10 protein-coding genes are annotated in these 14,553 nt (G+C 57.0%); 1 reads left to right on the forward strand and 9 read right to left on the reverse strand.

Annotated elements, in window-relative coordinates:
- Positions 1-241 precede the first annotated feature (241 nt).
- The 4 genes from Q31a_RS02155 to Q31a_RS02170 form a co-directional block, all read right to left on the reverse strand.
- Complete coding sequence (locus Q31a_RS02155; protein WP_145073314.1) at positions 242-1,018, reverse strand: ThuA domain-containing protein; 777 nt, start codon at positions 1,016-1,018, stop codon at positions 242-244.
- A gap of 44 nt (positions 1,019-1,062) precedes the next feature.
- Complete coding sequence (gene acs, locus Q31a_RS02160; RefSeq protein WP_145073317.1) at positions 1,063-3,030, reverse strand: acetate--CoA ligase; 1,968 nt, start codon at positions 3,028-3,030, stop codon at positions 1,063-1,065.
- Positions 3,031-3,260: 230 nt separating this feature from the next.
- Positions 3,261-4,334 (reverse strand): protein arginine kinase, encoded by a 1,074-nt coding sequence (locus tag Q31a_RS02165; protein WP_145073320.1) that lies wholly within the window; start codon positions 4,332-4,334, stop codon positions 3,261-3,263.
- Between the two features lie 124 nt (positions 4,335-4,458).
- The gene (locus Q31a_RS02170) at positions 4,459-5,034 is read right to left on the reverse strand and encodes a UvrB/UvrC motif-containing protein (protein WP_145073323.1); all 576 of its coding nucleotides are present in this window, start codon (positions 5,032-5,034) and stop codon (positions 4,459-4,461) included.
- 473 nt (positions 5,035-5,507) lie between these two features.
- Here Q31a_RS02170 and trpE point away from each other — a divergent pair, with 473 nt between their 5' ends.
- The gene (gene trpE / locus Q31a_RS02175) at positions 5,508-7,022 is read left to right on the forward strand and encodes an anthranilate synthase component I (RefSeq protein ID WP_145073326.1); all 1,515 of its coding nucleotides are present in this window, start codon (positions 5,508-5,510) and stop codon (positions 7,020-7,022) included.
- 1,420 nt (positions 7,023-8,442) lie between these two features.
- Here trpE and Q31a_RS02180 read toward each other — a convergent pair.
- The 5 genes from Q31a_RS02180 to Q31a_RS02200 form a co-directional block, all read right to left on the reverse strand.
- Positions 8,443-9,663 carry a hypothetical protein gene (locus tag Q31a_RS02180; protein ID WP_145073329.1) on the reverse strand — a complete coding sequence of 407 codons (1,221 nt, stop codon included), beginning with the start codon at positions 9,661-9,663 and terminating at the stop codon, positions 8,443-8,445.
- 75 nt (positions 9,664-9,738) lie between these two features.
- Entirely contained in the window at positions 9,739-11,265 is a 1,527-nt protein-coding gene (locus Q31a_RS02185; protein ID WP_145073332.1) for a serine/threonine-protein kinase, read from the reverse strand.
- Positions 11,262-11,918, reverse strand: a complete 657-nt coding sequence (locus tag Q31a_RS02190) for an RNA polymerase sigma factor (protein ID WP_145073335.1) — start codon at positions 11,916-11,918, stop codon at positions 11,262-11,264. Before Q31a_RS02190 ends, Q31a_RS02185 begins: the two co-directional genes overlap by 4 nt.
- Before the next feature lie 518 nt (positions 11,919-12,436).
- Entirely contained in the window at positions 12,437-13,735 is a 1,299-nt protein-coding gene (locus Q31a_RS02195; protein WP_231691032.1) for a dienelactone hydrolase family protein, read from the reverse strand.
- 63 nt (positions 13,736-13,798) lie between these two features.
- Positions 13,799-14,548 carry an RsmE family RNA methyltransferase gene (locus Q31a_RS02200; protein ID WP_145073338.1) on the reverse strand — a complete coding sequence of 250 codons (750 nt, stop codon included), beginning with the start codon at positions 14,546-14,548 and terminating at the stop codon, positions 13,799-13,801.
- Positions 14,549-14,553 lie beyond the last annotated feature (5 nt).

The following is a 14,553-nucleotide window of genomic DNA, read 5'->3' on the forward strand; positions in this document are numbered from 1 at the left end:
TTGTGTGGGACTTGGGGTGTTGTGTGGGACTTGGGGTGTTGTGTGGGACTTGGGGTAGTGAGTTTTGGGTAGTGCGACCCGGCCCAGGGGGCCAGGCTACCGGGGCTGCGGTGACTCGCAGAGGTGGTTGGAGCCTGCAAGGACGCTGGGACGATCGGCATGCCAATTCACGCTTCGGCAATATGGCTAGGTGCTGCACTGCCTGGCGCTGCGGTTGGAGATTGGACGAGTTGCTCGCCGGCTATTGGCTGGGAGGGCGAGGGGCAATCGGGCTGAGAGGCTGCTCGATATGCCGCCCCTCGAATTGATAATTTCCCGAGTCGCTACGTGCCCACAATACTGCGTTGGAGATGACACGCAAGATCTGCGGGTTGTAGTAGATTGGATAGGTTTCGTGACCGGGACGAAAGTAGAAAATCTTGCCTTGCCCACGTTGAAAAGTGCAGCCGCTGCGAAAGACTTCCCCACCCTCGAACCAGCTGACTAGCAGCAGTTCCTCGGGCGAGGGGATGTCAAAATGTTCCCCGTACATTTCGGCTTGGGGCAGTTCGATGTAGTCTCCTTCGATTCCGGCTAAGATCGGATGCCCTGGTGAGGTGATCCACAGCCGCTCGGTCTCAGCCGCCTCTCGCCAGCGAAGCATGCAACTGGTTCCCATCAACCGCTGGAAAATCTTCGAAGCATGTCCGCTATGCAGCACGATTAATCCCATGCCATCCAGAACACGTCGATGTACCTTAGCGACGATTTCTTCCTCGACCCGGTCATGAGCGGTATGCCCCCACCAGAGCATGACGTCGGTCGCAGCTAGGATGTCATCGGTTAATCCATGCTGAGGTTCATCCAGCGTAGCACACCGCAGATCGACCGTATCGCCCAATTGTTGGGCAATACCCGTCTGCAGTGCAGTGTGGATGCCCGCCGGATAGATCTTCTCCACGATCGGGTTGTTTCGCTCATGAACGAACTCGTTCCAGATTGTCACGCGCACACGAGCATTGGGGCTTGCGATTGTCATTGGGTCATACCTAATTTCGATCACGGCGGTAGGATCAGCTCGATTTACTCTTCGTCACCTCGAAGGCTGGCCAGCACGCTGTAGTCTTCGAGCGTGGAAGTGTCACCGGTTTGCGCCTTGCCGGACGCAATGTCACGCAGCAGACGCCGCATGATTTTTCCGCTTCGCGTCTTGGGTAAGGAGTTGGTGAATCGAATGGCGTCGGGTTGTGCCAAGGCTCCGATTTCTTTACGGACGTGCATTAGCAATTCCTTGCGCAGCTCTTCGGTCGGTTCGGCAACGCGTAGCGTCACGAAGGCGGCAATCGCTTGTCCTTTGATTTCATCCGGCTTGGCGACGACAGCAGCTTCGGCGACGGCAGGGTGCGACACCAAGGCGCTTTCGACTTCGATGGTGCTTAGACGGTGACCGGAGACATTGATCACATCGTCGATGCGTCCCATGATCCAGTAGTAACCATCGCTGTCTTGTCGCGCGTTGTCTCCGGTCAAGTACATCCCTGGAACCTTCGACCAGTATTGTTCTTGGAATCGCTCGGGATCGCCCCAGATGCCTCGTAGCATGCCTGGCCAGGGGTGGTCGATGCAGAGCATGCCACCACGTCCTCGGGCGACTTCTTGACCGTCTTCACCGATGATTTTGGGCACAACTCCTGGCAGCGGCTTCGTGCAGCTACCCGGTTTGGTAGCGATGGCGCCAGGCAATGGTGACATCATGATGCCGCCGGTTTCGGTTTGCCACCAGGTGTCGACGATGGGGCATCGTCCGCCGCCGATTTTGTTGTAGTACCACATCCACGCTTCGGGGTTGATACCTTCACCGACACTTCCCAAGACTCGCAGACTGCTTAAATCGTGCTTGTCGACATGCTCGTCTCCCCACTTGATGAAGGCGCGAATCGCGGTTGGCGCCGTGTAGAGGATCGAGACTTTGTACTTTTCGATGATCTCCCAGAAGCGATCCTCAGCTGGATAATTGGGGGCACCCTCGTACATCAGGATCGTAGCACCTGCCGAGAGTGGACCGTAGACTACATAGCTATGGCCGGTGATCCAGCCGCAGTCGGCGGTGCACCAGTAAATGTCGTCTTCTTGATGGTCGAATACCCATTGAAACGTTCGCTTGGCAAACAGGTTGTAGCCAGCGGTCGAGTGTCGAATGCCTTTGGGCGTTCCGGTTGATCCACTTGTGTAGAGGATGAACAGCGGTGCTTCGCTATCGAGAGGTGTGGCAGGGCAATCGTCAGACTCTTGGGCAATCAAGTCGTGCCACCACAGATCGCGTCCTTCCTGCATTGCGACCTCATTGCCAGCTCGTCGCAAAACGATGCATTTTTCAACTGTCTGGCTCTTTGCTAGGGCTTCGTCGACCGTTGCCTTGAGCGGCAGGACTTTGCCGCGACGGTAGAGTCCGTCACTGGTGATCTGCAGTTTGACGCCCGCATCGTTGTTGCGATCTGCGATAGCTTCGGCGGAAAAACCAGCAAAAATGACGCTGTGCACCGCACCGACGCGTGCACAAGCCAACATGGCAATCGCCAGCTCGGGAGTCATCGGCATGTAGATGCTGACCACGTCACCAGGAACAATGCCGAGTCGCTTGAGGACGTTGGCAAACCGGCAGACTTCGCGATGCAGTTCGTTAAACGTTAGCTTCAGAGAATCGCCCGGTTCCCCTTCCCACAGGAGGGCGGTGCGATCACCTCGACCGGCAGCAATTTGAGCGTCAAGACAATTGTAACTGGCATTGGTCTTGCCACCAAGAAACCACTGTGCGTCTGGGGTTTCCCACTGAAGGGTCTGGGTGAAGGGCTCGAACCAATGCAGGTGCTCGCGGGCTTCGGCTGCCCAGAAGGCCTCGGGGTCTTTGGCGGCGGTATCGTAGAGCTCTTGGTATTCTTCCAGACTTTTGATGCGAGCCGCTTGCGAAAACTCTGGGCTAGGTGGGAAGAGTCGGGTCTCCACCATAACGGTGTCGATGTCGCCACTGGATTGTGATTGTTGCTCACTCATAGAATATCTCTCTTTCGCAATCGATCGATAAGTTGCTGACGCCCATGACGGGAGCTGTCAGGCAAGCGTGGTAGGAGGTTTTTATGGGGGGAGTGCCTAGGAACCCGCTGTCTTGCAGGCTCCACCGGGTAATGGTTGGCGGTCGAGGGGGAGCCTCGCGTGCAGTGCGTTCCCGGGCAACGCCAGGGAACGAGGGGTTCTCCAAGCGGACGGGAGCTTAAAGGGTGGGCTTAGTTGTCTGCATCACTCTTGCTGTTGGGCCCTAAATGGCTTTGCAGATAGGATGCTCGCTCAATATTGCGATCTGCCACTGATAAGTGTTGCCCACGCAGTTTCTGCAAATGTGCGGGCTGCGTTTGCACGAAAAGCTTATTGATCGTCTCAATTTCGATGGAGCGGATCAAGCCTAAGTTGACTCCCATTCTCACCTTCGACAAATAGTGTAGCGTTTCTTCGCTACTGATTTTCTTGGCCGTGCACAAAATTCCATAGGCCCGGCTAACATCGTCGTGCAGATCTTGCTCACTCTCGTTGACCAAGAACTCGCGGGCACGGCGTTCGTACTCGATGATGCGCGGAACCACCTCATTGACGGTCGTGACCAATTCAGCTTCGGTGCGCCCCAAAGTGATTTGATTGCTGATCTGATAGAAATCTCCCATGAATTGGGAGCCTTCACCGTACAGCCCCCGGACCGCGACATTGATCTTCTGAAGACTGCGAAAGACCTTCTCTATCTCTCGAGTAATGACCAACGCCGGCAAGTGCATCATGACGCTGACGCGCATGCCGGTGCCAACATTGGTGGGGCAAGCGGTCAGAAATCCGAGGGTATCGTGGAAGGCATAGGTGAGCTTCTCCCCCAGTTCATCATCGAGCTTGTCGATGCGTTCCCAGGCGGTTTGCAAGTCGAGACCGCTGCACATGACCTGCAATCGCAAGTGATCCTCTTCGTTGACCATGATGCTGAAACGCTCATTGGGATCGATGGCTACGGCTCGGTCCCCCTTGGCCTCCGCCATCTCGCGGCTCATGAGCTGCCGTTCCACCAAGAACTGACGGTCGACTTCATCTAAGGACTGGATGTCGACGTACAGCAAATCGGGCCAAGATTTGATGGAATCCATCTTGGCATGCACCAATTGGGAAATCTGAGTCCGCTCGCTATCGTTCGCCTTGCGGATAAAAGGGAACTCCGCCAGATTGCGAGCAAGTCGAACACGGCTACTGATGACGATATCAGATTCTGGGCCTGTACCGAGTAACCATTCACCACATTTGCCTGCCAGTTCGTCGAGTTTCACTTCGGTGGTTTCAAACTAAAGAGGGTGGTTGGGAACCGTTTCAATTAACACGTAGTTGCACGCTGCAACCGCCAGCTCAATTGGCCGGCCTGAGAACCTCATGCGGCTGACCGATGTCAGTCGGCTAGGTCGAGCCGCTGTTGGGATCGGAGTCTGAGTCGGGGGCCGCATCCGGAGAGGGAGGAGCTCCTGGTAGATCGCCACCGTTCTCGATGTCTTGGATTGTATCTCGCAACTCCCCGGCCCGTTCATATTGCTCGGCGGTGACTGCCTCATGCATTTCGCGGCGGAGCTGGATCAACTTGTGTTGTCGATCAGGGGAGCCTGTACCGCGGGCTGGACGCTTGCCCTTGTGGGTCTTGGAGCCGTGGATACTGAGCAGCAGCGCGCCCAAGTCGTCTTCAAAACAAACGTAGTCGTAGGCACAGCCCAGTCGGCCCGCTTGCCTAAATTCTGCAAACGTGATGCCGCATACCGGGCAGGTCTTCTTATCCAGTTTGGCGAGCTGGTCCGCTGTTTGTTCGAGTTTGAGCTGCTTGGCCAGCATGCCAGCGAGGGCATTGGTCGGAGAGTCCGAATTTTCCTGCGAAAGGTAGGTCCGCGCGTGCTCCTCGCACAAATGTACCATGACTGGACCGGTTGGCTCGGTCAGTTCCGTAATGTGGAACGTCGCAGGTTTTTCGCATTGCTGGCATTTCATGCCCGGTTATCCGCCGAATACTACTGAGTCTATGTGTGATGGAAACCCAACGTGTGGATGGCTGTGTTCCAAGGATGAAGTTTGGGAAAGCGATCGAATCGAAGTTTGCAGGTTCCCTCGATCATGCCCGCTCACCAACTCTGCATCGGAAATGCCGTCCCGAGGTGTGGGAGGGTAATCATACCCTGGATGCGCCGAGCAGTTGAGGCTCAAGCCGCAAGCCTACGGGCCGCAAATCTCTTGTGCAAAGTTGATTGTCGGTGGACATTTCGACCGAGTGGCCCCCGATAGGCTCCAATCATAACCATTTCAACGGGTTCCTACGACTCGTCTGCCGCCGAGTTTTTGCCTGGCGGCGGTTCCGATCGATTCAAACTCTCTAGGGAGTGCGGAAATCGTTCGTCAGAGTACAATGCCCAAGTTGAATCGCTGGAATTCCCTTGTCCTTTGAAGATGCAGCCAGAGAGCCGGTCATGCTTGTAAGCCCAGTTTTGGAACGATTTGCCCAGTTGGCTCAGAATCACGAATTGGTGCCCGTCTATCGCCAGCTCCTGAGCGATGCATTGACGCCCGTCTCTGCATTTTCACTGCTGGATGACGGCGAATCGGCTGCCTGCTTGTTCGAGAGCGTCATTGGTGGGGAGAAAGTAGGTCGCTATAGCTTCATTGCCGTTCGACCTCGCGGCCGGATTTTCGCACATGGGTTGGAAGTTACCACCAATTTTGGTGGACAGGAAAAAACGGAGACGGTCGCCGATCCACTGGACAGTCTGTGGGATACGGTGGCTGGCAAACGCATCGCCGATTTGCCCGAATTGCCTCCCCTGTCTGGTGGGGCGATCGGCTACGCGGGGTACGACGTCGTGCGGTATGTCGAGCATCTTCCCAATGCCCCCGAGGATGATCGGGGGCTGCCCGATATCGATTTCTCCATTTTCGATGACCTCGTCATCTTCGATCATGTCACCAAATCACTGTTTGTAGTGGCCATCATGCACTGTGATGAGTTCGACAGTGCCGAAGCGGCCTACGCGGCGGGCAGCCAGCGTTTGCAGGAATTGACCGAGCAACTGCAGCAGCCTCACCGGGGTCTGACCGCTACCGATTTTTGTACCGGTGAATCAGAGCCACTCCAGCCGATAAGCAATTTCACGCAAGCCGAGTTTGAAGCGGCGGTTGAAAAGTGCACGGAGTACATCCGGGCAGGCGATATTTTTCAAGTGGTGATTAGCCAGCGAATGGAGCTGCCCAATCTGTGCGAGCCCTTTGAGGTCTATCGCTCGCTGCGGGTCGTGAACCCCAGTCCCTTTATGTTCTACGTGCGCACCCCGGCAGTCACGCTGGTGGGGGCGTCGCCCGAAGTGATGTGTCGGGTCGTGGGGGGCGTGATGACGGTGCGACCTCTGGCCGGAACGCGAAAACGTGGCAAGACCGCCCGCGAAGATACGGAGCTGGCTGCAGAACTTTTGGCCGATCCCAAGGAGCGGGCCGAACATGTGATGTTGGTCGACCTGGGACGCAACGATGTTGGTCGCGTCGCTAAGTATGGAACCGTAGAGTTGAGCGATGTGATGACGGTTGAACACTACAGCCATGTGATGCACATCAGTTCGAATGTGCAGGGAGAATTACGCGAGGGCTTGACCGCCATGGATGGGCTAAAAGCCAGCTTGCCGGCCGGAACGGTGAGCGGGGCGCCGAAGGTGCGGGCCATGGAAGTGATTGACGAAATTGAACCGCACCGACGTGGCCCCTACGCGGGCGCCGTCGGCTATATCGATTATTCCGGGGATATGGATACTTGCATCGCCCTCCGAACTCTGGTGTTCAGTGGTGATAAGATTTATGTGCAGGCAGGTGCCGGTATCGTCGCGGACAGCATCCCGAGTGAAGAGTTTCAAGAGACGCTGAATAAAGCTGGCGCCATGCTAAAAGCGATCGAAACCACTGTCGCCCGCACCGGTAAGTCCAATACAGCCCACTCGTAGAATGGCCCCCCGGGCCGTTGTAGCTGTTTCGTCTCCATGGTCTCCTCCTTCCATCCGCAAATTGCCGTTAGGATCGCGGTTTCAGTCTTGCTGTGCTGACAGCCTCCTCAGACCACCTTGTAGCATCGATCACTCTTCCTCGCTCACCGGGCTGTTGAAATAGTAACCCGCCGCGTGAGCAAGGGGAGATAACCTCTGCTACAAGGGAATTAAGGATGCTACCTCCGCATTAAGATTCGATTTGCTATTAAATCAACAGCCCGTCACGCGGCGGGTTGCAATAGAAAGCGTCTGTAGCCGTCACTGCCAGCCCTCCGGTAGAATGCCCCCCCCCCCCCCCCCCCCCCCGGGCCGTTGCCACTGTTTCTCCCCATCGTCTCCTGATTCATCCGCAAGATGCCGTTAGGATCGCGGTTTCAGTCTTGCTGTGCTGGCAGCCTCCGCAGAACACGCTTGTAGCATCGACCACTCTTCCTCGCTCACGCGGCGGTTTACATTTGGAAGCGTCTGTAGCCGTCACTGCCATCCCTCCGGTAGAATGGCCCCCCGGGCCGTTACCACTGTTTCTCCCCATCGTCTCCTGATTCATCCGCAAGATGCCGTTAGGATCGCGGTTTCAGTCTTGCTGTGCTGGTAGCCTTCTCAGACCACCTTGTTGCATCGGCCACTTTTCCTTGCTCACGCGGCGGGTTACAATTGGAAGCGTCTGTAGCCGTCACTGCCATCCCTCCGGTAGAATGGCCCCCCGGGCCGTTGCCACTGTTTCTCCCCATCGTCTCCTGATTCATCCGCAAGATGCCGTTAGGATCGCGGTTTCAGTCTTGCTGTGCTGGTAGCCTCCGCAGAACACGCTTGTAGCATCGATCACTCTTCCTTGCTCACGCGCGGGTTACAATTGAAAGCGTCTGTAGCCGTCACTGCCATCCCTCCGGTAGAATGGCCCCCCGGGCCGTTACCACTGTTTCTCCCCATCGTCTCCTGATTCATCCGCAAGATGCCGTTAGGATCGCGGTTTCAGTCTTGCTGTGCTGGTAGCCTTCTCAGACCACCTTGTTGCATCGGCCACTCTTCCTTGCTCACGCGGCGGTTTACAATTGGAAGCGTCTGTAGCCGTCACTGCCAGCCCTCCGGTAGAATGGCCCCCCGGGCCGTTACCACTGTTTCTCCCCATCGTCTCCTGATTCATCCGCAAGATGCCGTTAGGATCGCGGTTTCAGTCTTGCTGTGCTGGTAGCCTTCTCAGACCACCTTGTTGTATCGGCCACTCTTCCTTGCTCACGCGGCGGTTTACAATTGGAAGCGTCTGTAGCCGTCACTGCCATCCCTCCGGTAGAATGCCCCCCCGGGCCGTTGCCACTGTTTCTCCTCATTTCTTTTCGTTGGCCCCCTCCATTCGACTGCGAGGAGCGACCGGCATTGGTTATACCTCAGGAGCAGGTGCCGTATTTGTTTCTTGGAGTTCAGGGAGGGCGGCAGGCTCTGCCGATATGGGCTGTGGAGGAGTTTCTGTGGGGGCCGTTAGTTGTTCTGGATCGGTTGGCGGAAGTGCTGCAGAAGTTTCGGGAGGCTGCGGTGCGTTTGCTGGGGTGGGGGATAGGAAAGTGGGAGAGGGTGTTTGAGGTGAAATGGTTTGTTCAGCTTCAAGAGGTGCTGGAGAGCTGGGTTGTATTGGCGCTATCGATCGTGGTCGCTGCGAATCGAAGGTGTTCGGTGCATACGCACCGCCCCTTGCGGCATTTCCTGGGTCGAAGCTTCGATCGAAGCCTCGGTCTGAGCTTCGGTCTGAGCTTCGGTCTGAGCTTCGTGCTGGGGGCGTTGTCATGGCACCAGTTGTTATGCCATAACTGCCACCGAAGTTGTTGGGAAGCGTGTTTTGGAGCGGTTCATACTCCCAGTCGAGTGCATCGCGCTGGCCGAGCAGTGAACGGAAGTGGCGGTCGATGATCTGGTCGCGTTGTTCCTGCCTCTGGGACAATACCGCAGCAGCCTCTTGGGTTGCCTCTTGAATCACTCGCAGTTTTTCTAGCTGCGCGGCATGCCTTTCGTCAAACTCCTGCTCAAGCAGCTTTTTGAGTTCTTCCAGCTGGGCCGGTTGTCGCTGGTTGTTGGGTTGCGATTGCAAACTAAGCAGCAGTGCTCGTCGTTGCATCTCAAGCGGGGTCGGCTGGCGGGGGCGCGCGGTCCCTTTTGCCGAAGGAGAGGGGCCGCTGAGGTGGCCGTAGGGAACTATGTCGCTAGTCGAATTGTATGGGACAGAACTGCCAAACTGCTGAATACCGGGGCGTCCCGCGGGGATCGAGGTGGTCGTGGGCTGCGCAGCGTATTCCGTCGGGTAGCCATCTCCCGCGTACGACGCGACTGGTTGGCGATTGCTAGTGCTTTGCCTGCCGCCGGGAGCAGACTGAGCCGTTTCGTAGGGCCTCGCTGGTGCATCCCGGCGCTCGCTGGATGGCTCACTGAAATTCTGCACCACTGACGTCGTTTCAAGAATCGGTTGGCGGGGAGGGAATATTCCCCAGTCTCGCGAAGAGGTGTTGAGGCTCAGGCCAATGGCCAAGGCTCCCCCACCGACGATCGCGCTGGAGATATATCGTACGGCCTGCTTTCGCCACAGTTTGGGAGCAGATGCTTGTTGGGTCATTGTCAAAACTCCATTTCAAAGGGATCATCGTCGTAGGCACGCAACGTCCATTGGCCAGTGGGTGCCATTGGTGATTTATTGTCTTATGAGTGGTAGTGGTGGCAGCCCTAGCTCGGTTCGGAGTTCATTGAGTTTGAGCTCAATGTCGCCCATCATTTGCCACCGCATCTCGTCGACCCTTTCTTTGGATTCGTGGACTTCTGCAACAGTGCTCGAAGGCGGGGCAGCCGCTGCCGAAAAGTCTTGAAGTCTGGGAGAGCCGGTTGGTTCATCTAGTTTTGCGGCGAGCCAGGGCGTCGCGATAGTGGCACCTAAAACGAGCAATCCTACCAGTCCAGCCAGCACGCTCCAGCCCCAGGTAGCACGCTTCCAGTTGGCCGCGGAGCCTTGCATCGACTTGGGAAGTGGGGTTTGATGGGGAGCCCGGCTGTGGGCCAAGCAAGCTCTCAGCAGTTGCGCCGCCTCTTCTGCACTGGCGATCCTGTGGTTGACGTCGGGCGCCATCAGGACTGCTAGAAGCCTATCAAACCACGCCGGGTAGCGCTCATTGAGTTGCAACACGAGATCGCGAGGCGCTTCGCCGATCGAACGTAGAATCTCAAAGGTCGAACTGCCTTGGACTGGCGGACGGCCGGTCGCCAGGGCGTAGAGCACTCCGCCGAGTGAATAGAGGTCGCTGCGGTGATCGATCGAACTGCTTCGCGCCTGTTCGGGACTCATGTACTGGGGCGTGCCCGCTAGCATGCCGCTGCCAGTCAGGGTGGCGTCGTCCAGGGCGCGAGCCAATCCAAAATCGGTAATGAGGACACGAAAGCCGCCTTCATCGAGCATTAGATTGGCCGGCTTAATGTCGCGATGCACAATCCCCTGCTCGTGAGCTGCCGAAAGGCCCTCGGCGATTTGGAGTCCGATCGAAAGCACTCGCTCGAGCGGCAAGGGGCCTTCTGCGTCGAGATGCTGTTGTAGATTGCCTCCGGCAATGTAGGGCATGACCAGATAAGGAAGACTGCGTTCGGTGGAAATCGCGTAAATGGGGACGATGTTGGGATGCACGATCGCTGCTGCCGCTTGCGCCTCGCGGAAGAAGCGTTGTCGCGCTGCACCGGTCGTGGCCAGCATCGGTGACAATAACTTGATGGCTAAACTGCGTTGTAAGTGTGGGTCGCGGGCTCTCAACACGACTCCCATACCCCCCTGCCCCACCACGTGGCTGACAGGCAGGCCATCGAGTTGCCCCAAGATTGCTTGGCCGGACGCGTCGATTGCCTCCGTCGGCGGTTGCAGTAATCCCAAGACCCAGTGCTCGTGGTCAAACTGAGTGGCTGAGGACTTTTCGGCGGTAGGTGGTTGGTCCGTGGGCGATTTTGGCGTAAGTTCTGCGTCACGTTGCGTGTCGGATGCCTGGAGTGCGAATTGGGACAACACTTCCCGCGCGTCGTTCCACCAGCGAGTTTCGCCAGCTAAAGCCTCCAATTGATGCTGGCAATCATGGCAATGGCTCAGATGCTCCGCCACGCTTTGTTGGTCTTGGCCGCTGAGTTGATCGTCGAGCAGTTCGGCGAGAGCTGTGGGATCGCACTGGTTTCCTCCTCGGGCAATCATTCGCCGCTCTCCCTGAAAGGTTCAACGAGTTGTTTGATCTTAGCCAACGTGCGGCAGCGGGCAACGTAGACCGCTCCTACGGTAATTCCCAGCTGCGATGCAACCTGTTCACAGGATTGCTCCTCGATGGTCGTTTGCCAGAAAGCGAGCCAGGTGGTTTCACTGATTCCGCGCCGCGTCTGCTCGGCAGCCCAGAGGAATTGTTCGCGTCGCGCCTCCTGGTCGAATATCCGTGATTGTTCATTCCGGTTCAGCGGAGCGGGGCCCTGTCTTGGGGAAAGGTCTGGAGGCTGCGCGTCTCCCTCCCCTGCTTCGGCTCGGTTGCTGGCTTCCAGCTTGGATGGGCTAACGCCATTTTTAGCTTGGTGTTTGCGGTTCTTGCGTAGAAGATCAATAGTGGCATTGTGGGCGATGACAGACAGCCAGGCACGAAACCGCCCATCGAGTTGAGGATCGAACCGATGGATTCGGCGGCTAAGCGTTAGCAGAACTTCTTGGGAAACCTCGCGTGCATCGGCATCTTGCAATCCATGCCGCCGGGCGATGCTATAGATCGCACGCTCGTAAATCGCACAAAACTCGGTCCAGGCACTGCTATCCCGGCCATCGTGCAGGCGTTGGAGTAGGGTCACACGTGTGTCGGGAAGTACCATGGAGCGAGTTGGATTCTCAAGCAGAGGTTATCGAAACTTTCAGCAAAAAGCGTAGCTCTACAAGGTAACACGTGGCGGCTCGATCGAATCTTACAGCCAATCGAGAAAATTGTGAGAAATTGGAAACGCGATAACGAGCATCGCTGTGGTATGGCTTTGCAGAGACAATTGGTTGTGTCGGGATGTGGAGTGGTCGAGCGAGGAAGTGTGCTTTGGCCACAGACTCGCTGTTGGGGACGAAGCTCTACTATCGCCGTTGACGTCAGGTTGCCGGGCAAGAAAGCTACGACGAGTCGCAGCAGTCCATATGGAGTGCGAGGACTTGTCCTCGCTTTGGATTGGTTGTTTGGGTGAGCGAGGTTTGCCCACCGAGCGGTAGATTTTGAGCGACAGGAGCTCTTCTCTCTGGCCCCGGCTTCGGGGTACTGGCGAATCGTCAGGTTGCCGGGCAAGAAAGCTACGACGAGTCGCAGCAGTCCCTATAAAAACGTTACCATTAGCCGAAACGCACTGTTGTATCACTCCGTTGCTTTCAAAAAGTGCTCGAAGAACGCGTAGATGGCGGCATTGGATTGCGGATCGGGCGAGTGCTCAGGACGGTTGGTCATACCAACTCGCTGGTGGTATCCGAGCATTTCATTGACTTGGATCGTATGGTTGAGCGCGGCCCATCGGCTTGCCGGATCCTCCGATCCCCCCGACACCAAGAAGGGACGCGGCGCCATCAGCGCGTGCAACTCATGCAAGTCGCGGCCCTGTGCCACGAGCTTAGGGTAGAGTCCGCGTGCTGGGTTCTCTTCCGTAATTAGACCGCGCTGACGCCACGGTTGAGGGTGATAGCCAAGGTACCAGGGCTCCCAGTAATTGACACTGGATCGAGATTCGTCCAGTACGATGCCGGGATCGGACCAGGCGGCGCAGGCGTATTGTTCGAACAGGCAGGATGCGAACATGGCCCATTTCCCACCAAAGGAATGCCCCACGATTCCGATTCGTTGGGCATCCACTTCGGGACGTTTGGCTAGGGCGTGCCAGGCATTGGCAGCCGCACAGGCCAGCATGGACAGGGGTTGCACTTCGGCCGCTTCAAGGCTCGGGTAGTACAGCGAATAAGTCTTCGCTTGCGTGGCTTCGGTCGTTCCGAGAGACAGCACGACAAAACCGCGTCGGACGAGTTGCAAGGCGAAGTCGCGATGGGGCTTGCCCCCTTCTCCGATTGCGGTTTCCGGTTCATAGAACACGGTTACGACAGCCGGCAGCGGACCCTGGGCTTGGGGGGCCAGCAGATATCCTTGGGTTTTTTCACCGGGCATCCACTCGAATTCGATGCGATGCTGCGTGAAGTCCTCGCGCTGCACTGAGTCGATAATTTGCAGCTCTTGTTCGGTAAGTAGGGGGGGCCACTCTCCCAAGAGTTGCTGCCATTGCGCCAGGATCTCACGGCGCCGAAGCGCCCAATCGCTGGCGGTCTGAACGAGGCTTCCATCTTCAAAGATTAGCGGTGAACGGTAGTCTCCCAGCTCGCTCTGCCATTCGTCAGGAGCGTTGAAGTGTGATTCGATCGTCTCCCATGGAGTTTCTTGGGCGAAGCTCAGCGTTGCTGGCTGATGGGGGAAGGCAAGGAGAATCAGGATTGCGGCTAGCTTGGTCGAAGCCGGCATATACGGACAGCAAGGTGAGGGCAGACGCATCATGAAGTCAAAGCTTTCCACGGGGTGAGGGGCGGAGGTGATGGGGTGGGAATCAATTGAAGGTACTGGTGAACGTGGTTTGGCGGCTGATGGAGCGTCGGAATCGTAACCCGCCTGATAGGCCACGAAGGGTGGTAGCCGCTGCAGGATGATGGAGGTGCGACTTTCGCGGCAAGACGGATAACGGGTTTAGGACGACAAGCCGCTCTGGGGCTGCAAGCTGGCGTGAATACTGGCAATTGCAATTGCAGCCATTTCAATCCTTAATATCCGTGGACCAAGGCTGAACTGCAACCAACCGCTGTCCTGGAGCTCCGCAACCTCCGCGGCCGTAAAGCCCCCCTCTGGTCCCACGGCAATCTCGACGTTCTTGGGGTTCGGTAAGGAGGCATTGGCATCCAGGATTTGCCGTGCGGTGGCAGCTGTGCCGTAGGGGTGTGCGAACATCCGCAGGGTTGGTTCGGTCGTTGACTGGCTCAAGTTGGCTAGAGGGATAGGTGGTGCGATGCGCATAAGATGGTTGCGCCGGCATTGTTTACTAGCTTCAATCACCATCCGTTCCAAACGCAAAATCGCCTTGCCGGTGGGTTGTGCTACGCCACGTTGGCAATGAAGAGGCACCAAATTGGTTACGCCCAATTGTACCAAACCCTCGACAAGCGTTTTTTGGCGGTCTCCTTTGGGAAGGGCAATATCGAGAGTGAGTGGCCAGTGGAGTTCGCGATTGGCATCGGTTCGCGCATCGATATTCAGTTCGACGGACCGCTTTTGAATTTGCACGATTCGCGCCTGGGCTTCGCCTCCCTGACCGTCGAAGACCTCCACCGCATCGCCGACCTGAAGACGTAGGACACCGCAAGCATGCCGCGACTCTGCCTCATCCAGATCGAGCGGACCGCTGTTGGGCAATTGGGGAACGAGGAATCGTGGAGGTGACATGGAAG

This window comes from Aureliella helgolandensis, assembly GCF_007752135.1.
GTDB lineage: Bacteria > Planctomycetota > Planctomycetia > Pirellulales > Pirellulaceae > Aureliella > Aureliella helgolandensis.